This window comes from Sulfuricaulis limicola (genome assembly GCF_002355735.1).
Classification (GTDB): domain Bacteria; phylum Pseudomonadota; class Gammaproteobacteria; order Acidiferrobacterales; family Sulfurifustaceae; genus Sulfuricaulis; species Sulfuricaulis limicola.
The window spans coordinates 1,862,365-1,883,407 of sequence record NZ_AP014879.1 but is presented as its reverse complement, the minus strand read 5'-3'; the positions used below and the strand labels follow the sequence as shown (position 1 = coordinate 1,883,407).

The following is a 21,043-nucleotide window of genomic DNA, read 5'->3' as shown; positions in this document are numbered from 1 at the left end:
CAGCAACATCGGGTGCGTGGACCATCAACAGCAGCCTCTCATCGCCTGGTCATTTACGGCTCCCTAATGCGCGCCATACACTATGTTCGGTATCGTACATAGTGCACGCCGGGTTTCGAGTAGAGTCGGTTTTCCTCATTTTCCTCTGCACCAGCGCCATGGGTTACGGTAAAGGACTACAAATTATGCCAGCTGGTCTTGAGCCGAAAACAAAAATAAGACCAAAAGATAACCACCTTCTGGCCGCCTTGCCGGCGGAAGTGTTCGATCGCCTGCTGCCCGACCTGAAGCCGGTCGGCATGCCGCTGGGCAAGGTGATCTATGAACCCGGCGTTGAATTGGGTCATGTTTATTTTCCCACCCCGGGCTGCATCATTTCGATGCTCTACGTCATGGCGGATGGCGCCTCGGCGGAAATCGCCGTGGTTGGCGATGAAGGCATGGTGGGCATTGCCCTGTTCATGGGCGGCGACACCACGCCCAGCCGGGCCCTGGTGCAAAGCGCCGGCCAGGCGCTTGAGCTTCCGGGGCATGCGCTGAAAAGGGAATTCGAGCGTCATACCGGGCTGCAGCATTTGCTGTTGCGCTACACCCAGGCGCTGATCACGCAGATGTCGCAGACCGCCGTGTGCAACCGGCATCATTCGGTGGATCAGCAACTCTGCCGCTGGCTGCTGCTGAGCCTGGATCGCCTGGCGACCAACGAACTCACCATGACCCAGGAGTTGATCGCGAACATGCTCGGCGTGCGCCGCGAAGGCGTCACCGAGGCGGCCGGAAAACTGCAGGCCCTGGGCCTGATCCACTATAGCCGCGGCCGCATTACGGTTCTCGACCGGCCGGGCCTGGAGGCGCGGGTATGTGAATGCTACGCGGTGGTCAAGAAAGAGTACGATCGCTTGCTGTCCCATGCAAAAAATATAAGTTCAGTGCCTGCGCTAATCAGCCATTAGGCTTGAAAGGAGGAACCGTGAAAGTGAAAAAGACAGCGGCTCCCCGACAACTCCCATCCAAGCTGGCCACGGGCATCCAGGGGTTCGACGAGCTGAGCCACGGCGGACTGACGCCCAACCGTACCACCCTGCTCCTGGGCGGTCCGGGCTCGGGCAAAACCGTGTTTGCGCTGCAAACTCTTGTCAACGCCGCGCGCCGGCGCGACGAGCCCGGGATTTTCGTCGCCTTCGAGGAAACCACCCGCCGGATTATCGCCAACGCCGCCTGCTTCAATTGGGGTCTGCCGGCCCTGGCCAGGAACAAGCTGTTTTTCCTGGAGGCACAACTGTCGCCCGAGGTGGTCCAGTCCGGCGAGTTCGACTTGAGCGGCATGCTGGCCATGCTCAAAGCCAAGAAGCAGGAGATAGGCGCACGCTGGGTCGTGTTTGACGGCATCGATGTGCTGTTGACCCTGCTGCAGAACCCGATCGCGGAAATGCGGGAAATTTATCGTATCCGCGACTGGCTGGCGGACAATGAGATGAATGCCATCGTCACGGCCAAAATCGAGGGCGGATCCTCCGAGGCCGTCAACTACGGCTTCATGCAGTTCATGATGGATTGCGTGATCCGTTTGGGCCGGCGCCTGGAGCACGGTGTTTCATTGCACCGGCTCGAGATCACGAAATATCGCGGCTCGGATTTCGTGGCCGGGGAATATCCGGTGAGCTTCGGGCCTTCCGGCATGGAAGTGGGCGCTCCCGAACCGGCCGAAATCAGTCACGCGGCATCGACCGAGCGGATTTCCGCCGGATTCGAGCGCCTGGATACGATGCTGGGCGGCGGTTTGTTCCGCGGCAGCAGCACCCTGATCACGGGCGTGCCCGGGACCTCCAAGACGACGCTGACGGGCAAGTTTGCCGAGGCCGCCTGCCGGCGCGGCGAGCGCACGCTGTTCGTGAGCTTTGACGAAGGCGCCGAACCCATCATGCGCAATCTGGCCTCGGTCGGCATTCAGCTCAAGCCGCACGTCCAGTCCGGGCTGTTGCGCATGTATTCGGCGCGCACCGAATCCATCGGCGCGGAAGAACATCTGATAAAACTCAAGGCCTTGATCCGCGAGCATCGGCCACGCTGCATGGTGATCGATCCGCTTTCGGCCATCGCCAAGGCCGGGGGACTGGCCGCGGCCCGCGCCGTCGCCAATCGGCTCATCTATATGGCGAAGGACGAGAAAGTCACCGTGATGATCACCGCCATCAGCGAGGGCGACGATCCGCAGACGGAAGCGACCGAGCTGCAGATTTCAACGGTAGCCGATACCTGGATCCATCTTTCCTACGTCGTTCGCAGCGGTGAACGCAACCGCGCGCTGACCATTATCAAATCGCGCGGAACCTGGCATTCCAACCAGGTGCGCGAGCTGATCCTGAGCGAAACCGGCCCGATGCTGGCGGATGTCTATACCGCCGGGGGCGAAGTGCTGATGGGCACCTTGCGCTGGGAAAAAGAGACCGAGGAGAAAGCCAGAAAGACACAGCGCCGCGCCGACGCCGATCATAAGCAACGCGAGCTGCAATTCACCGAAGCCGATACCCGTGCCCGGATCAAGGCGCTGGAGCTGGATCTTCATCGGCAGCGCGCGGAACTGGCGTCGTACTCCCGTGACAATGAGGCGCGCATGCTGTCCTCGAGCGAAAAAGAGAACGAACTGCGCAAGTTGCGCAGTGCCGACCCGGCGGGACGCGCCGCCTTGACCCCCGCGGACGCAAAAGTCAGGGGGGCCAACGGTTCGGGAAATTCCGGAAACGGCAAGAAGGCCCGGAAGGAGGCGCGCGATGCGCCGTAAAAAAACACCGGCCCAATCGTCCGCTTCCGCGATTACGCCAGCGCTTGTCATGTGTCTATACGTGGTGAACAGCGCGCCCAATTCGCTTCTGGCCATCGCCAATCTGGCGGCCATCTGCAAGGAGTTCCTGAAAGACAACTACAAGCTGGAGGTCGTCGACGTTCTCGAGCAGCCGTTGCGCGCCCTGGCCGATGGCATCGTCGTTACACCCAGCCTTGCCAAATTGTCCCCATCGCCGGCGGCGAATATCGTCGGTAACCTCAGCGATAAAAGCGGCGTGATGCGCGCGCTCGGAATAAGCGGATACGCGCCGTGAAGGGATGATCCGGGCGTTATTTCTTCCGGGCTTCCGCAAGTCAAAGGAAGCCTATGAAGCCTATGAAGCCTATGAAGCCTATGAAGCCTATGAAGCCTATGAAGCCTATGAAGCCTGATGTTCACGCGCCTGACCCAGACTCCTCCAGGAAGCAGGCAGACTCTGGTTTCGAGGCCAAGATCCTGCGGCTGGTCAAGGGCGCGCGTGAGCGGCGGGCCATCAAATCGGGTGAGGTTGACGCCATCATGGATCCGGCCAGCGGCCGCGCCATTCTGTTGCCCGATGCGCAGGCGGCGTTGCTCGAACGCAAGGAACGGTTCCGCAGCCTGGTGGAACTGGCCACGGACGGATACTGGGAACAGGACGAACACTATCGCTTCGTTGCCCATACCGGCGCCGCCATCGGTGGCGAGCGCACCGGTGACGCAGGCATTCTCGGTAAAACCCTCTGGGATCTGGCGTTCGACAACAGCAACGAGGTCGATTGGCAGACGCATCGGACACAACTGGAATGGCGCGCCATATTCCGCGATCTGGAACTCAGTTACGTGAGCCAGGCCGGCGAGCGGCGCACCATCAGCATCAGCGGCGAGCCGATGTACGACCAGCAGGGTCAGTTCAAGGGCTATCGCGGAATCACGCGGGATGTTACCGCGCGCAGGCAGGCGGAAACCGCGGCACCAGAATCGGAGCGCTTTGCCCGCGCCGCTCTCGATGCGCTCGCCGCCCAGGTCTGCGTGCTCGATGCGGGCGGGGTGATTATTATGGCGAATACCGCCTGGCGTGCTTTTGCCGCCAGCCAGCGTGGCATCGGCGCGGAGGTCTCCGAGGGCAGTAACTATCTCACCGTGTGCGGCCAGATCGCCGGCAACGAGCGCCTCGACGCCAGCGCGATGGTCGCGGGGATGCGCCAGGTTATTGCCGGCGAACGCGAAGTTTTTCGCTATGAGTATTTCTGCGACGCGCCGTCCGGGCAACGCTGGTTCATGGCCAGTGTCACGTGCTTGCACGGAAACACCGAGGCGCGTGCGATCGTTTCCTATGAGGACATCACCGAGATCAAGCACGCGGAGCAACTGCAGAGACTTGAGTGCACCGTGGCGCGCTGTCTGAGCGATGTTAACAACACTTCCGCGGCGCTGAAAGCCGTAATCCGCGCGGTATGCGAAACACAGCAGTGGGATTGCGGCCGATACTTTCGCCTGGAGCCGGCGTCGGGCGTGCTTCAGCTTGACGAGTCCTGGGGTATGCCGGTGGCTGCGGTCGAGCAATTCATGGAAAAGTCGCGCGGCGCGGTGTTCCGTCCGGGCGCCGGATTGGCGGGCCGGGTGTGCCAGTCGGGTCAGCCGCTATGGATACTCAGCAGGTCGAAAGACGCGCGCGCGGCGCACACGGCGCTGGCGCACGAAACCGGCATGGATGGCGCTTTTGTCTTTCCGGTTATCGCCGACGACACGACGGTGGGCGTGCTCGCTTTCGCGAGCCGTACTGTCCACGAACCGGATGACCGGCTGCTGCAGGCGGCGCGGGCCATCGGCCATCAGCTCGGCCAATTTCTGAAACAGCGGCAGATCGGAGACGCTCTGCGCCGGAGCGAGACGCGCTTTCGCAGGCTGACCGAGCTTTCATCCGATTGGGTTTGGGAACTGGACAGCCAGTTCCGGTTTACCAGAATTACCGGCACCGGCATGGCCGGCACCGGCGACATCCTTGGCAAGACCCTCTGGGAGCTGCCGACCATCGTCCTCGGCGAAGACGAATGGATCAGACACAAGTCGGAACTTGCCGCGCAATGGTCATTCTGCGATTTTGAATATGCCGCCATCCTTCCGGATGGACAGCTCGGCTACTACCTCATCAGCGGCGAGCCGGTTTACGATGCCGCCGGCGCCTTCACCGGGTTTCACGGTACCGGTTTGGACATCACCCGGCGCAAGCGCGCCGAGATAGCGTTGCGCGAAGCCGGCTTATAGAATAAAAACAGGAGCGAGTGTATTCTGCGTAACTGACCAAGCGTTGCAACAAGACAACGCATTTCTTGATGAGCACCTGGCGCAGATTTTTGGCGGGACGGCACAAATCCCGCCCGGGCGCAGATCTGCACCGGCGCCCGTTCGGCGGGGACAAGATTCACACTGTAGACAAGTATCTTTAGCTGATACGCCGCTGTCGGTTTGAAACAGCGATTAATTTTCCACCAACGTCGTCGATATCGCGATTATACGTTTCTTATGCCAACCAGTGTTCCGCTACGACACCGGATAATCGAAGACCTCATGGCGCGCCACTCCGATAAAGTGGCGGATGGCGCGATTGATTCCTGGGGAAAGCTGGCGACCGAGATCATTTCGATCGTCGGTGAAGGAGGATTCAATTCACTTTACGCGAGAAGCGTATTCCTGACCCAGCCGGCCTTTCCCTGGCTCGCGACCGGTTCATCGTCGCCGCACAACGATTACCGGTTCGCGGAATTGAAAATGTGCATGGCAGGACAAACGCCCGCGCAGGCCGGCGCCGCCAACCGGCTGCTGCTAATCACTTTCACCGACATCCTGGCCTCGCTGATTGGCGAGCCGTTGACGACCAGCATTATGCGTTCGGCCTGGGGCGATGATGCTTCGAATAAAGCCGGCAAGGAGTTCAAAAATGAGTAGCAAGGTAAAGATACGTCGCCTGCCATCCGGCGTTCCCGGCCTGGACAACCTGTTGGGCGGAGGCCTGCCGGAATTCTCGTTTAACCTGATTGCGGGCACGCCGGGAAGCGGGAAAACCACGCTGGCCCAGCAGATCATGTTCTCGCTGGCCAACCCGAAATACCGGGCGCTGTTCTTCACGGTGCTCGGGGAACCGGCCCTGAAGATGCTCCGTTATCAACAGCAATTCACGTTTTTCGATCCGGATAAAGTCAATGACTCGATCCGCTTCGTCAACCTGTCGGCAGAACTCCAGGCGGGAGATTTTGACCGCGTTTTGAAACGCATCACCGACGAGGTGAAGGCCTATGAACCCAGCCTGGTGTTCGTGGACTCGTTTCGATCCGTCGTGCATTCCATAAATCACGCAGACCAGGGCGTGTCCGATCTGCAGCGGTTCGTGCAGCAACTGGGCCTGCAAATGACGAGCTGGCAGGCCACCACGTTTTTGATAGGTGAATATCTGACGCCGGAGCAGGAATCGAGCCCGATCTTTACCGTGGCGGACGGCATCCTGTGGCTGTCGCAAAACCTGCACCGCAATTCCATGGTGCGCAAGATGCAGGTGGTCAAAATGCGCGGTCAGGCCCAGGCGCCGGGTTTGCATACGTTCCGTATCGGCGATGCCGGACTCCGGATTTTCCCGCGGGCGATCGTCCAACCGGGCGGGGTAATCGGGTCCGGGACGTCCACGGGAGAGGCACGTGTGCCCGTGGGGATACCCGGCCTGGATGAAATGCTGGGCGGCGGCTTGCCGGCCGGCTATTCGCTGCTGCTGGTCGGGCCATCCGGTTCCGGAAAAACCATCATGGCGACGGAGTTTCTCGCCGAAGGCGCGCGCCGGGGCGAACCCGGCGTGATCGCGGCGTTCGAGAAAAGCCCGAGCCAGCTGCTGAACAACAAACTGTCCGAGCTGGTCAAGACCGGGAAAGTGGGGGTCATCAACACGCGCTCCCTGGATTTGTCGATCGATGAAACCCTGCACGATCTGATCGAAATGATCAGACGGATGCAGGCTAAGCGAGTTGTCATCGATTCCCTGTCAGGATTCGAGCTGGCGCTGGCGCCCGAGTTCAGCGAGGATTTTCGCGGATCGCTGTACCGGATGGTTGCCGAGCTGACGAGCATGGGCCTGACCATCATGATGACCTCGGAACTGGAGGATCGCTTCACCGATTTGCGCTTCAGTCCGTCGGGGAGCGCCTTTCTCGCCGACGCCATTATCGTGCAGCGCTATGTCGAAATCGCGGGCCAGCTGAAACGTGCCTTCACGGTGGCCAAAGTCCGCGGCAGCCAGCACAGCAAGGACATCCGGTTTTTTACCATTACCGACAAGGGCATCGTTATCGGCGAGACCATGTCCGGGTACGCCGGAATCCTGTCGGGCCGGCCGACGCAGAAGACTGACTAGAACGACCGCGTGATGGATGGCGGGAATGCATGGAAATGACAAGCACAACGCCGCTGAATCCAGTGAACGAGGTCAGCCGCGCGTGACCAGCCGGCGCAAAGGCAGCTTGCCCGCCGCCCGGGCAAAAGACCACCCGGGCAGAAAAAGTGCCGTGATTGGCGATAAAGCGGCCGTTCGAAACCGCGAGACCCTGGTCACGGCCCGCGAAGGTGCCGTGGACAGGCGCGAAAACGCCGTCGACGCGCGCGAAGGGACGGCCGCCTCGCGCGAGCGGGAAATTCGCGCGGCCGACGCGACACAGGCGGCGGCCGACGATCACATGGCCATGTTGCAGCAGGCGAACACACGCCTGGTCATCGCCACCCTCGAAGCGCAGAAACTGGCCGAACAGCTCGGAAAGGCCAAGGTCCAGCTGGAGGGCGCCAAGCTCGTCGCGGAAAAAGCCAATCGCGCGAAATCGGAATTCCTTTCCAGCATGAGCCATGAGCTGCGCACCCCGCTCAATGCCATCCTCGGCTTCGCCCAGTTGCTGGAGGCCGGTTCACCGCCGCCAACGGACACCCAGACCGAACGGCTGCAGCAGATTATCAAGGCCGGGTGGTACCTGCTGGAACTGATCAACCAGATTCTCGATCTCGCGGTGATCGAGTCCGGCAAGCTGTCGCTGTCCCGGGAATCGGTGTCACTGATCGAGGTGATGCGCGAATGCCAGGCCATGATCGAATCGCAGGCGCAAAAACACGACACCCATATCAACTATCTGCCGTTCGACCACGGCTGGGTTGCCAGCGCCGACCGGACCCGGGTCAAGCAGGTTCTGATCAACCTGCTTTCCAATGCGATCAAATACAGCCGCCAGCATGGAACGGTCGAGGTGGCGTGCAGCGCGACCCCGGAACGCCTGCGCATCAGCATCAAGGACAGCGGCGCGGGATTGTCCCCGCAACAGCTGGCGCAGCTGTTTCAGCCGTTCAATCGTCTCGGGCAGGAGACCGGCGACGAGGAAGGCACCGGCATCGGCCTGGTGGTCTCCAAGCAACTGGTCGAAATGATGGGCGGCAGCATCGGCGCGGAAAGCACCGTCGGCGCGGGCAGCGAATTCTGGTTTGAACTGATCCGCGATGTCAGCCCCCCCCAATCGGCCGCTGACAACGCCATGCCCGCGATGCTTTCGCCGCAAGCCCGGGAAGGCGCGGGACGGCGGCGCACCCTGCTGTATGTGGAAGACAATCCGGCCAACCTGCTGCTGGTCGAGCACATGATCGAGAATATCCCGCAGCTGCGCATGCTGAGCGCGCTTGATGGCAATCATGGCATCGCACTGGCGCGCACCCAGCTCCCGGACGTGATCCTGATGGACATCAATCTGCCCGGCATCAACGGCTTCCAGGCGCTGAAAATCCTGCGTGACGACCCGGCCACGGCGCACATCCCGGTACTGGCCATCAGCGCCAATGCCATGCCACGCGATATCCAGAGAGGCCTGGAGGCGGGATTCCTCGGTTATCTCACCAAGCCGATCAGGATCAAGGAGTTCATGCTGGCGCTGGACATGGCGCTGCAACGCGTGGAAACAGGACAAGACGGCACACCGCCACCCGCGTCGGGCCCGTGATCCGCAGAGGTATGACCCCAGGCTATGTGCGCCATCGTACCGACCGTTGTGGTCGACGCGCCTAGCCTTTCTGTGCTCCAGCCCTTGTTTTTTAATTCCGTATTGGTTGTCAGACCGATCTGAATGAGGTCTGCAAACGTACGGTACACACCGGCCGATGGTCAGCCCATCGCCGGGACGTCCGGGCCATGGAAGGCGGGTAAATGAACAGAAGCGATGAAGACGACGCATCGGATACCAATGAATCGGGTCACGCGGTTGCGTCCAGCCGGCGTCCGGACAGGTCGCCGGCTGCCATGAAAAAAAATGTCCCGCGCAGGGGAAAGGCGGTCCGGGGCGGCAAGGCGGCCGCTCCCGCCCGCAAGAAGCGGGAAATTCGCGCGGCCGGGGCGACGCAGGCGGCGTCCGACGATCACGTGGCCATGCTGCAACAGGCGAACGCGCACCTGGTAATCGCCAGCATTGAAGCCAACAAACTGGCCGAGCAGGTCCAGATTGCCAAGGTTCAGCTGGATCATCTGGCGCATCACGATGTTCTCACCGATCTGCCCAACCGGGTGTTGCTGCAAGACCGGCTCAACCAGGCGATTGAGCTGGCCCGTCGCCAGGGCCGGCAACTGGCGGTAATGTTCATGGACCTCGACCAATTCAAGCATATCAACGACTCCCTCGGGCACGCGGTGGGCGACCAACTGTTGCAGTCGGTGGCGCAGCGCCTGGTGGGTTGCGTGCGCCAATCGGACACCATCAGTCGCCAGGGCGGGGATGAATTCGTGCTGCTGCTTCCCTGCATTGAGCGCGCCGAAGACGCGGCGCTCTCGGCGCACAAGATGCTCACGGCGCTGACGGCGCCACACCGTATCGACCGGCATGATCTCCATATCAGCGTGAGTATCGGCATCAGCATCTACCCCGACGATGGCCAGGATGCGGAAACCCTCATCCGGAGCGCCGACACCGCGATGTATCACGCCAAGGAAAATGGCCGCAACAATTACATGTTCTTCGAACAGGACATGAACGCCCGCGCTGTCCAGCGGCAATCCACCGAGGCCGGCCTGCGTCGCGCGCTGGAACGGCGGGAATTCGTGCTGCACTATCAGCCGAAAATCAATCTCCACAGCGGCGCGATTGTCGGTGTCGAGGCGCTCATCCGCTGGCAGCATCCGGAGCAAGGGCTGCTGCCGCCGGCGCAGTTCGTGCCCGTTGCCGAGGATTGCGGGCTGATACTGCCGATCGGCCGCTGGGTGCTTCGCGAGGCCTGCTGCCAGGCCCGGGCCTGGCGGCAGGCCGGCTTGCCGCCGATCATCGTTGCCATCAACACCTCCGCGCTCGAATTTCGCGCCAAGGATTTTTTCCAAAATATACGCGCCGCGCTTGAAGAGACGCATCTGGAGCCGCGCTACCTGGAACTCGAGCTGACCGAAAGCATCCTCATGCGTGTTGTCGGATATACCGATGAAGTGCTGCATGCGCTCGCGGACCTGGGCGTGAAGCTGACGCTCGATGACTTCGGCACCGGCTATTCCAGCCTGAGTTATCTGAGCAAGTTTCCGATCGATACCCTGAAGATCGACCGCTCGTTCGTGCGCCAGATAACCAGCAACCCGGACGATGCGGCTATCGTCAGTGCCGTGATCAGCCTGGGTAAAAGCCTCAAGCGACGCGTGATTGCCGAGGGCGTGGAAACACCGGAGCAATACGCATTTCTTCTGGCCCGGCATTGCGACGAGGGCCAGGGATACTATTTCGGCCGTCCGGTCCAGGCCGGTGAATTCGCCGGCTTGCTGGCAAACGGAATATCGGGAACTCTCCTTTAGTGCGCTATCGAACAGACCCGCCTGGTTCCCGGGTTCATTATTATTGCCCGGCGTAATTCAGTTTCGCATGCGGTGCGGCGGTTTGTGCGATTTCCCATGTCTTTACCAGGCAGGTGTTTATGTCCTCTTCCGAGCTTAAAGCCGGTCGCTTCACGCAAGGATGGAGGCATATGGCGAGTTCTCCGGCGCAGCTCTTTGTCACCGCCTGGGCGATTCCGCAGAAGGAACACCTGAGACTGATGCCGACGGTCCGGTTGTTTGACGTAAATAAAGCCGACTTTGGCCGGAAACCGCTGGTGGCGTCCCACAATCTGCATGAGCTGGATCTGTTCACGGACGCCGCGCTGATCGACCTGCTCGACCATTTTCCACGGAAGAACCTCCATGCATTGACCATGGGTGCCGATCCCTCCCGGATCGAGAACCGGCTCGCGCTCCACGACGGCGTGAGCGGCGCCGAGCTTTTGCAGGCAGTCAGGAACGGACGCTTGTGGCTCAACATCACCCGGGTCGATCGCGCCGACCGGCGTTATCGCGCGCTCATCGACCAGCTTTATGTGCAGCTCGCGCAACAGGTGCCCGGCTTCCTGCCCGACTTCAGCCAGGGAACCCTGCTCATCTCGTCGCCGCACGCGCTCGTCTACTACCATGCCGATGGCCCGGCCTCGGTGTTGTGGCATATCCGGGGGCGCAAGCGGGTCTGGGTTTATCCCGCGCTCGACGAGCGTTACGTGAGGCGCGAGCACCTGGAAGACATCTTTGCCGGTGTTCGGCATGAATATCTGCCTTACGAGCATGTCTTTGACCGGGCGGCGGTGGTTTACGATCTCGAACCGGGGCAGTGGGTTGCCTGGCCCCAGAATGCCCCGCACCGCGTGACCAACCTGGACAGCGTGAATGTCTCGCTCTCGACCGAGCACTTTACCCGGCAGAGCCGGCAGCGCGCGCGAATCTACGTCGCCAACCGCTTTTTCCGCACCCGGCTCGGCCTGCGCGGATTGTCGACGCGCGAGGAAGGGCCGGCGGCGCTGATGAAAACCGTGGCGCAGCGGTTGGCGCGTCGCGCCGGGCTGGACCGGCTGCCGGCAAAACAACACACGGCTTCGATGCGGGTTGACCCCGACGCCCCCGGGGGCGTGGTGGCGCTCGAGGAATAAAGCCAATCGATGGAGACAGGTATTTGATCGAGGTTCGATGTTTCCATGCGTTCGAGGAGGCCGAAGCCCTGCGAAACGAGGTTAATGCGCTGAATCTGGTCTCCGCGCGGCCGGATCCCTTCTCGACCTTCGAGTTCTTCGAAAACTTTCTCCGGCATGACGAGTACTTTCCCGGAGGCCGGGGTGTGCGCCTGTGGTTCCTCGCTGCCTTTCTCGACGGTCGGCTCGCCGGCTACCTGGCGCTCAAACAGGTCACGCGAAAAATTCTGGGACTGCGGACATCCCAAATCGGTTTCCTGGTTACCCACGACACCGATCGGCCGCATGTGGTGGCGCGGCCCGAGCACCTGATCCGGGTCAGCGAGGCATTTTACGCTTACCTGCTCGGTCGCAAACAGGAATGGAGCGTTCTGGAATTCCAGCAACAGGACGATACTTCGACGCTGTTTCCGCCACCGGCCACGGTCTCTCTTGAAGGTTATCTGGTGCGCCCGTGGCCAAGCCTGGAGAACGGAACCATTCAGGTGCGTTGGGGGACGCTGCACGAATATTTCAAGGCACTTGCGAAGAATTCCCGCCATAACGTCAAACGGCAGGTGCACCACCTGCTCGCGGCGGGCAACGTGGAGTTGCTGGCGTCGTCAGACCCGGCCATCACGCCGGCACTTTTTGAACTCTACCGCGGCATAGAACGGCGCAGCTGGAAGTCGAAGGCCAATGCGATCATTGGCCGGCATCCCGAGCGGGTCGAGTACGTCAAGGGCCTGCTCGATGCGCGGCAACCGATGCGGATATCGATCGAGATACTCCTGTTTGACGGACATCCCATCGCCGGTTTCATCAGGGGCGCATTCATGCAGGGGCTCTACGCGTTGCAAATGGTTTACGACGACCGCCTGCGACACCTCGCGCCCGGATCGGCATTGCAGCTGATGGCGATGCGTCAGGCCATCGATGGCCGCCACACGTTTCTCAATCTGCTTTCGGGCTTTGGATATTTCAAGGTTCGCTGGCTGGCGGAGATAACCGAAACCCGAATCGCGCAGATATACCGCGTGGGCAGTCTTCCATTCTGGCACCGGAAGCTCGGAGACTGGAAGCGCCGGGTGTTTGTTGCCAAATCGAAGGAGGCACCCATGTCTTTCAATCCCGTGCGCCGGGATGTCAACAGGCAAGAAAACGGGCCGGCCGAGCCCGGCAAGCTCCCCGATTTCCAGACAAGCCCCGAGGAGCGCGCGTCCATTGCCGCGCTGATTACCGAGGTCCGGAAAGGCCGGGGTGAATTCCTGTCCGCGACGGAGCTGGCCGCGGTGATGCCATTCGAGACGCAGCGGGTAGCGGGAGTCCCGTTGCGGCAGCGCCATGCGCTTTACGCGGAATGAAATATCCTGGCTGAGACTTGTTTCAACAGTCAACTCATGATCGATCGGGCAAAGGGAGTGCCGCAGGGGCGAGAGGTGCGCGTGGGATCGTAGTAGCGATAATAGTGAACTTCCCTGGTTTCATCGGCGCCATTCTGGAAAAAATCGCTGGACAGCAGATATTGAGTGACGATGCGTTCCTCGCCATGCCGTATGGCGCGTGTCAGCGCGTTGCCGTGCGCGGCAAGGGAAAGCTGCGTATAAACAGGTCCCGCGAAATCGAGCAAACGCAGCTTATGGCTGGCTATGATCTGCTGCGCAACCAGATCCCTGGCGAAAACACGCAGGCCGTTTTCGTCCAATCTTAAATAATCGAGCCGTTTTTTCAGTACCGCAATGATGGCATCCTCGTCGCTGCTGCGGATGAGGCGCCATGCAACGAGTCCGGCGAGGCCGGCCATGCCTGCGACAAGAAATCGGCGGCGATTAAGCATTTCAGGCGCTCCTGGTGAACAGATGATCCGCTGCCCATAGCGACAAGGCCGAGAGCGTAAGGGTCGGGTATGCCGGGCTGGCGGTCGGATACGCGCTTGAGCCCAGCACCAGCAGGTTGCGAATCCGATGATGCATCAGGTATCGGTCGACGACACTGGTCGCGGGGTCGTTACCCATCACCACGGTGCCTTGAATATGCGAAGTGCTGCGCGCCACCTCGATGCTCTCGATCTCTTCAATGGGCAGCGCTTTCGCCAGGGTATCGACCATGGCCGGAATGCGATCCACGCCGCGCTGCGCATAGTCCGAGTAGCCGTTGAAGGTGACTTCGGGCAAGTGCGGATTGGCCGCGTTTACCGTAACCTTGTTATCGGCGCGCGGAAGATCGTCAAACATGAAACGAAAGAAAGCGCGTTCCGTCCACCGGCCACGTTCGGCGCGCAGGGCCGCTCGACGGTAGTTGAACGGCGAATTCCATGTTTCGATCAAACAGGCGGCGTGCTGGCGACGGTGCTCACCCTCATAAAACAAATAACCGTTACCGGAAATTATGGTACTGCCGTTGTAACCCTTGACGCCGCGCAGGTTCAGGCAGACATCCACGGGCATTTGTTCATGCAGACGCTTGCCCAGCAGCTCGTGCGTAATGCCGGAGCGGAGCAGGATGTGCGGATTGAACAGGGCGCTTGCCGCCAGCACCACCAGATCGGCGGTCGCCCGGCGCAATTGTCCGTCGCTCGTGTAGCTCACTCCCCGCGCCAGATCGCCGCTTGTTTCCACTTGTTCCACGGTGGCTTGCAGTCGCAGGGTGACGCGCGGGTCGTCATGCAGGCGCCGCAGGCCATTGGAGATGCTGAAATTCGCATCGTGCGGGCACAGCTCGCAGATACCGGCGCCGCAGCAAATACCGCGAGTCCCGGTGGGCGCGCTGGCCCGTGTCGTGGCCGGGTGAAACCAGCCGTCCGGGAAGGTCTTTTTCAACAGCGCGTCGGTATCTGAAAAGCGATGCGGCCGTAACGGGAAAGGACGCGAGCGCGGCATGGGACTGTCCGCCGGGCCCGATACCGCCATGATGACTTCGGCATCTCCGTAATAGGTTTCCAGATCCTCGTAGCGCAACGGCCAATCGGTGCCTACCCCGTAACGCGATTGCAACTGGAAGTCACCGGGCATCATGCGCGCGACGCCGCCCCACCAGGTATTCGAACTGCCGCCGAAACCCAGGCTCATCAGCCATTCCTTTTCCGGATTGTTGTTGATGAAGAATTCTTCGGTATTGAGGCTCGAGGTGCGGCGATTCCGCAATTGCCACACCTTGCAGTCGTTCCTGCCGCGTTCCAGCACCAGGACGCGCGCTTTGGGTGGCGCGTGCTGCAGGTATCGCAACAGGAAAAATGCACCGGCGAAACCGGTGCCAACTACAATGGCATCATAGTGGTCGGTCATGGCGAGCTTGTACCAAAACGTTGTGCGGCGAGCGGTTGCGGCGCCTGGCGGAATGAAAGGATCACGATACCGGCCGCGTTGACCAGTTCACCGATCAGCATGCCTGCCAGCGCGCCGGCCACCCCGAACCGCAGCATTCCCGCGTAACTGGCGGTGAGCGCTATCACGGCGCTCACGAGCGTGAGCAGGGACATGACGCGGAAACGTCCTTGTGCCGCCAGCAGATAAACCAGCTGGCCACGGACCGCCATCACGAGAAAAACAGCTCCCCACAGCAGCAATAATGCATCGCGCTGCATGAACTGTTTCTTGAGGACAACGGCGAAAATCCAGTCGCGCAAGAACCACAGGATGACGAAGTAGCAAAGCGTCGCCGCGGCCAGGCCCAGGGCGAAGAGGTACAGGCGACGTCGCAACATCAGAATGCCGTGTCGATGCAGCCAGCCCGATGCCAGCGGCAGCATGAGCGAGCCGATTCCCGTTGACAGCAGGTTCACGGGCATCATCAGCAGGCGCGTGGCCGCGATCGCCGCCACGGCGGCGATGTCGAGGGTGCCGGCGACCAGATAAATATACCCCTGACTGAAGGTCCAATGAATCGCCGCGCCCGCGGTGGACCAGGCGGCGAGCGGGGCAATTTCCTGCAGGATGCCCGGCGCGCCCTGAATGTTCCAGGGTTCGTGACGCTGCAATGCCCGCGACAACAGAATTCCGCTCACCACGGCGGCCAGGCTCAGGGTGAGGACAGCCGTTACCGCCGGCGCCGGCGTGAGGGTGGCAGCGAAAGCACCCGCCACCATCAGCACGACATAGAACATGTCGGTGCGGAGCACGTCATGCGGCCGGCGATGCGCGTACAGCACCATGCGAAAGTACTCGCGATGCAGGATCGCGAGGGTGGCGGCTACCGTGGCGAGCACCAGCGGCGCGGTGTCGGCGTCCAGTACCCGGGCGTACCACAGGCCGAGCGCCATGACGACGGTAATGGCGCCGAGCGCCGGCAGCAACCGCCGTTGCTCGCGATACAGGCCGCCGACCAGATCGCCGCGTCCCGGGCGATCGAGCCGCGTCAGGCGAATTGCCAGGGGAGGGCTGAAAAACGCGTTCTGGAGGGAAACCAGCAGGAGAATGGCGCTCGACGCCAGGATGTAATAGCCGTACTGAGTATCGGTCGTGCCGCGAATGAGGATCAGGCCGATGGCAAAACTGGCGGCGGAAAGCACGGCCTGACTGACCACCGCGCTGCTGAGCAGGCGCGCGAAGGCGAAATGCCGCTGACGGCGATCATTCACGATTGTTCCCGCTTGGTGCGTATCCATTCAACCGACCCGCGCGCACGCAGCATCAGCAGCACTTTCCAAAGCACGAAAAACGGAGCACGCAACAAATCCACGAGACCACGCCAGCCGACATTGCTGAGCTGCCAGCCGCGCAACACATAGAGCAGCAGGCCCATGCCACAGCCAAGTCCCAGCCATAACCAGATCTCCATGGAAGGCTCCCACAACCATGCAATCCCGGCGAGGACAATCAACACTGCGGTATTGAGAGCCACATAGGACAGGGGTAACACCAGCAGGTCGAGTGCCAGATCCAGACAGACCCGGCCGCCGCGACCCATGGCTGCCTGCAACAGTGGCAGGGTCCTGGAACGGATCAGCTGCCAGCGCCCGTCCTCCCAGCGCTGGCGCTGGCTGCGCGCCGCCTGCTCATCCGTCACCATCATGGCGGCGACCTGCGCTTCATCGGCGTAGTGCACGCGAAAGCCGGCGAGGCCCAGATCGATTCCGTATTCGATATCCTCGGCCAGGGAGTATGCCTGATACGGCACCTGGCGCAGCAGCCGGTGCGTAATGCACCAGCCGTTGCCGCGTATGCCGCAGGAAAGTTGCAGGCGTTCGCGTCCGCGCGAACGCACCCGGTGAAACGAAGCCAAGGCAATGGCCATGAGGCGCGTGCGCCAGGATGCTTGTGCATTGAGCACGCCATAATGCGCCTGTATGACCTTGGCCCCGAGCTCAATGCGCGCGGCAAACGCTTCGAGCAGGTTCGGCGAGACCTGGGTGTCGGCATCCACGACGACGACGGCATAGGCCGAACCGTGCACCTGGCTCGCCCGGAAAGCGAAGTCCAGCGCATGACCTTTGCCGCGACGCTGGGTATCGTGGCGTTCCAGCACCTCGGCGCCGGCGGCGCGCGCCAGCTCCGCGGTTGTATCCGTGCAGTTGTCGGCGACCACCAGTATGCGAAAGCCGTCGGCCGGCCAATCAAGCTGGCGCAGGCTGGCGATGACGCCTTCGATGACCGCCGCCTCGTTATGGGCCGGGACGATGACATCAAAGTGCGGCCGTCGCGATGAGCGCAGCGTCGCCGGTGGTGCGCTCGACAACAGCGTAAACAATAGCAAATATAAACTCACCGCGGTCGCCGGCAGCGCCAACACAAACAAGATCATGTTCATCATGGTTGTCATGTGTCCTTGCCCCCGTATTCACGGTAATGCCAACCAAGCAAAATCGTTATCTTTCCGATATTGGCTGAAGCCTTCAGCAGCCAATACACGGCGCGATGTCGGCCGAGTGGCCAGGACAGAAACGCCAACCCGGCCGCCAGTGCCGACTGCAGGAGTGCGCGCAGAAAAAGGCGCACGCGCCCGGTCGACGTGAGTTGTCCATAACTTCCCGCCAGCCAGTGTCGCGCGAAGTCCTGTCCGCCGCGCAATGCCCGCAGCAGCAGCCAGCGCAACGACAGGCGTGCGCCTTCGACCGGCTCGTGCACGATGGCTTCGTCGCACCACACGATGCGCGCGCCCTGCTGTACCAGACGCCCGAGCAGATCGCCGTCTTCGCCGCCGGTCAGGCCGTAGTCCGGATCGAAGGGTGTCGGTGTATCGCGCAGAAGTGCGCCCCGCAGCAGCACGTTGCCAAAGCGCAGTTTGTTGGGAGGAATGACGGCGCAGGTTTTCATTCGCCACCATTCATAAAAGCTGCCGTGCTGGATCCATGCCGGCGCATTGGCGGGTACGACCGGCTCGACCGGACCCAGCACGCCATCGGCATTGCAGCGGATAGCGGCTTCAGACAGTTTTTTTAACCAGCCCGCCGGCGCGCGTTCGTCATCGTCGATAAAGGCGATCCAGTCGCTGTTTGCCAGCGCCACGGTGCGGTTGCGTGTCAGCGAAATATTTTTCACGGGCTGGATATCGTAGTGAATCGGAAACGGAGCACCCAGCTCGCGCCGCCGCTTCACCACCGCGCGTGCGCTGCCCGCGGCATCGTTATCGACTACCACGACGTCTATTGGAAGTTGCTGCTGTTTGACGAGGTCATCGAGCAGTGCGCCCAGACGTTCCGGCCGGCGGTAGGTGGCAATGCACAGGCTGATGTTCATGGCAGGGGCCGGGTGCCGGCCCGGTCCAGACGTCTGGCCGCCTTCAAGGCCGCGGCCAGTTCCTGGCGGGCCCTGAACAAATTCCAGGCCAGCAGCGCCAGCGCGGTTCCGCTCAACAGTGACGCGATTCCCTGGGAAAACCCCAGCAACAGCGCCAATACCAGGAAAAATAACAACCGTATCAGATGAAATGGCGCCTCGGGCCATTCCTTGCCGCCGAGCCGGTATACGTAATAGGGCACCCACTTTGCCAGGACATGGGCGCCGAGCGCCAGCGCGCCGATCAGACCGATCGGCACCAGCGCGATAAAGGCCGCGCTGCGTGCGAACTGCAAACCCGCAAACATCCAGACGCGCGCGCCCTTGTCAAATCGGTTGTACAGCATGAACCAGCCGTGGGTCGCCAGCAGTACTGCGGCCCATGCGGCGAAGTCCATGGGCACGGGGGTTGCCGGCCAGCGCAGCAGAACAATGGCGATCGCGCCACAGGCGAACGCCCAGATCCACGGTTGCCAGCGCGGTGTGGCCACCGGCGAATCCATAAATGCCGCGCTGAGTTTCGGGTCTGTCTCGAAGCGCGCCGCGATCAGATCATTGTCAACGTAGCCGCGCTCGTAGATCGCCCAGAACGACACCAGCAGGAACAGCAGCCCCAGGACATGCAGCAGCGGCAGCGCCGCCAGTGCTATCGAGCTCAAGACCCAGAAGGCGAAATCCTCCTGCAGGATGCCGCGCACGATATAGCGCGCACCGGGTCGTTTGACATGCGTCAGGTACTGACCGGGCAGGTAGACACCGCTCAAGGCGTGCTGGTGACGCGCCTCCGGCCACACCGCCCGCAATGGGCGGGCGCACGCATTGAGCAGCGTGAGGTCCTGCGCCGAATCGGTAAGCACGAGCGCGCGGCGAACGGTGTCATCACCGAGCGCGCCGACGACCAGATGAAGTTTTCCATCGCGGCGGTCGGCGAAGCTCGACAGGCGCGCGGCGATTATTTGCGCCTGCGGCAGACCCAGCGCCGCCACCAGCGGGGCGACGATAGGCTGGAATCCGGCGGTGGTGATGATCGGCGTCGTGCCCGGCGTTTTCAGCGCTTCCAACAGACGCAGGTTGGTGAAGTTTTTCGCGAGCCCGATAACCTGGTTTTTCCAGCGCTTCACGGTCCAGGGAAAGCATGTCGCGATGAGGCGCACGCGCCACACGTCGCGGGTGGTTTCGCCGCCGGTCCAGCGCCACGGTTTGACGGCATCCAGCATCCTCATCAGCAACAGCGCCGGCAGGCGCGGACGCGCCGAATCGATGAAGTCCTCGGTGGAGTTGCGCAGATACAGTGTTTCATCCAGGTCGAGCAGAACCGGCCCGCCGTGGCTCAGGATGGCGCTGATGGCCGCTTCCGGAGATACGTCATGCGGCGTGATGGCTTCAGCGCATTTCATGGCGCACCCACGGGGAGAATGCCCGGCGCCGGCTCGCGCGCGAGGGTTTTTCGATGCAGCCGTTTGCGCAGCCTGGCGCAGGGCTCTTCGACCCAGCGGCGCATCGGTTCCGCCACCGCCAGCGTCATGATGGCCCCCAGCAGCGTCAGCCCGATCCAGCCCAGCTGCGGCCAGTGTTTGGCGAGCCCCAGCAGAATCACGTGATGCGAAAGGTAGATGGTGTAGGAAATCGTTCCGATATACACGAGCGGTCGGGCGTTCAACCAGCGAAACGGCAGCCGGTCCGCCCGGGCCACGGCCAGATAGATCAGGGGTGCGATCGCCAGGCATTGCAGGGTGTAGCGGGCCGTGAGGCGGAAGACTTCGTCGCGATACAGCAGAGTGCCTGCCAACACGGCGACGCAGACCGCGGCGATGCCCAAGTCGTTGAGTGCTTTCGGGGCCGGGACCGGATCCAGCCGGGGATTGAACAACAATGCCATGATACAACCGATCAGGATGGCGTCGGCCCGCGTGTCGGTGGCCATCGTGATGTGCGCTTCCGTGCCGCCATGAAACACGAGCCAGTAACGCCACGCCAAAACGACGACGCAGAGTATCGAGAGCGCGGTGACGGACAGTCCGACGCGGCCGACACGCAGCAACAGCGCCGCCAGCGGAGGATAAAAAAGATAATAGTGTTCCTCGATGGCCAGCGACCATATCACGCCGAGACCCACGGGCATGCCATGGTAGTCGTTCGCAATCACATGATAGTTGCCGAAATAAAACAGGGCCGAGAACAGGCCGCCCGTTGTGAAACCGCCATCGATGACGGAGAAGGCGGCCAGCAGGCCGGTTACCACGACAACAATGAACAAAGGCGGCATCAGCCGCAGCAGACGTCGCAGGTAAAAGCCACGATAGCTGATGCGGCCGCGGCGGGCGTGCTCGATGCGCATGAGGGTGGTGATGAGGTAGCCGCTCAGCACGAAAAAAATGGTGACACCGAGGCCGCCGGGAATGATGGCATCGAATCCACTGTGGGCGAAGAACACCAGCGCCACCGCGATGGCGCGGATGCCATCCAGGGACGGGATCGTGCCGGTTGCGTACTGGGGGCGGTCGCTGACGGGCGTCAT

Annotated in this window: 17 protein-coding genes; 10 read left to right on the top strand and 7 right to left on the bottom strand. The window is 61.7% G+C overall.

The window, feature by feature from the left end; translation table 11 throughout:
- Positions 1-185 precede the first annotated feature (185 nt).
- From SCL_RS09025 to SCL_RS08980, 10 genes are all read left to right on the top strand, one after another.
- A complete protein-coding gene (locus SCL_RS09025) occupies positions 186-953 on the top strand; it encodes a Crp/Fnr family transcriptional regulator (RefSeq protein ID WP_096360915.1) in 768 nt (255 codons plus the stop codon).
- A gap of 17 nt (positions 954-970) precedes the next feature.
- Positions 971-2,782: a circadian clock protein KaiC gene (kaiC, locus tag SCL_RS09020; RefSeq protein WP_172426003.1), complete on the top strand. Its 1,812-nt coding sequence runs from the start codon at positions 971-973 to the stop codon at positions 2,780-2,782.
- Complete coding sequence (locus SCL_RS09015; RefSeq protein ID WP_096360913.1) at positions 2,772-3,098, top strand: circadian clock KaiB family protein; 327 nt, start codon at positions 2,772-2,774, stop codon at positions 3,096-3,098. The genes kaiC and SCL_RS09015 overlap by 11 nt, the downstream gene beginning before the upstream one ends.
- A gap of 107 nt (positions 3,099-3,205) precedes the next feature.
- Positions 3,206-5,071: a PAS domain S-box protein gene (locus SCL_RS09010; protein ID WP_172426002.1), complete on the top strand. Its 1,866-nt coding sequence runs from the start codon at positions 3,206-3,208 to the stop codon at positions 5,069-5,071.
- Positions 5,072-5,374: 303 nt separating this feature from the next.
- Positions 5,375-5,752 carry a hypothetical protein gene (locus SCL_RS09005; RefSeq protein WP_096360911.1) on the top strand — a complete coding sequence of 126 codons (378 nt, stop codon included), beginning with the start codon at positions 5,375-5,377 and terminating at the stop codon, positions 5,750-5,752.
- Positions 5,745-7,202: a DUF7125 family protein gene (locus SCL_RS09000; RefSeq protein WP_096360910.1), complete on the top strand. Its 1,458-nt coding sequence runs from the start codon at positions 5,745-5,747 to the stop codon at positions 7,200-7,202. Before SCL_RS09005 ends, SCL_RS09000 begins: the two co-directional genes overlap by 8 nt.
- Positions 7,203-7,353: 151 nt before the next feature.
- Positions 7,354-8,817, top strand: coding sequence for a hybrid sensor histidine kinase/response regulator (locus SCL_RS08995; protein WP_197702582.1), 1,464 nt, complete (start codon positions 7,354-7,356; stop codon positions 8,815-8,817).
- Between the two features lie 296 nt (positions 8,818-9,113).
- Positions 9,114-10,637, top strand: coding sequence for a putative bifunctional diguanylate cyclase/phosphodiesterase (locus SCL_RS08990; RefSeq protein ID WP_197702581.1), 1,524 nt, complete (start codon positions 9,114-9,116; stop codon positions 10,635-10,637).
- Between the two features lie 170 nt (positions 10,638-10,807).
- Positions 10,808-11,794 (top strand): hypothetical protein, encoded by a 987-nt coding sequence (locus tag SCL_RS08985; protein ID WP_096360907.1) that lies wholly within the window; start codon positions 10,808-10,810, stop codon positions 11,792-11,794.
- Positions 11,795-11,817: 23 nt separating this feature from the next.
- The gene (locus SCL_RS08980) at positions 11,818-13,176 is read left to right on the top strand and encodes a GNAT family N-acetyltransferase (protein ID WP_172426001.1); all 1,359 of its coding nucleotides are present in this window, start codon (positions 11,818-11,820) and stop codon (positions 13,174-13,176) included.
- 29 nt (positions 13,177-13,205) lie between these two features.
- On the opposite strand, the gene SCL_RS08975 is transcribed toward SCL_RS08980, so the two are convergent.
- The 7 genes from SCL_RS08975 to SCL_RS08945 are packed head-to-tail and all read right to left on the bottom strand — an operon-like array spanning position 13,206 to position 21,043.
- A complete protein-coding gene (locus SCL_RS08975) occupies positions 13,206-13,649 on the bottom strand; it encodes a hypothetical protein (protein ID WP_148665056.1) in 444 nt (147 codons plus the stop codon).
- Position 13,650: 1 nt separating this feature from the next.
- Complete coding sequence (locus tag SCL_RS08970) at positions 13,651-15,096, bottom strand: GMC oxidoreductase (RefSeq protein ID WP_096360904.1); 1,446 nt, start codon at positions 15,094-15,096, stop codon at positions 13,651-13,653.
- A complete protein-coding gene (locus tag SCL_RS08965) occupies positions 15,093-16,388 on the bottom strand; it encodes a lipopolysaccharide biosynthesis protein (RefSeq protein WP_096360903.1) in 1,296 nt (431 codons plus the stop codon). Before SCL_RS08965 ends, SCL_RS08970 begins: the two co-directional genes overlap by 4 nt.
- Entirely contained in the window at positions 16,385-17,560 is a 1,176-nt protein-coding gene (locus tag SCL_RS08960; protein WP_197702580.1) for a glycosyltransferase family 2 protein, read from the bottom strand. Before SCL_RS08960 ends, SCL_RS08965 begins: the two co-directional genes overlap by 4 nt.
- A gap of 5 nt (positions 17,561-17,565) precedes the next feature.
- Complete coding sequence (locus SCL_RS08955; protein ID WP_096360901.1) at positions 17,566-18,486, bottom strand: glycosyltransferase family 2 protein; 921 nt, start codon at positions 18,484-18,486, stop codon at positions 17,566-17,568.
- The gene (locus SCL_RS08950) at positions 18,483-19,922 is read right to left on the bottom strand and encodes a haloacid dehalogenase-like hydrolase (protein WP_096360900.1); all 1,440 of its coding nucleotides are present in this window, start codon (positions 19,920-19,922) and stop codon (positions 18,483-18,485) included. Before SCL_RS08950 ends, SCL_RS08955 begins: the two co-directional genes overlap by 4 nt.
- Positions 19,919-21,043, bottom strand: coding sequence for an acyltransferase family protein (locus SCL_RS08945; protein WP_172426000.1), 1,125 nt, complete (start codon positions 21,041-21,043; stop codon positions 19,919-19,921). The genes SCL_RS08950 and SCL_RS08945 overlap by 4 nt, the downstream gene beginning before the upstream one ends.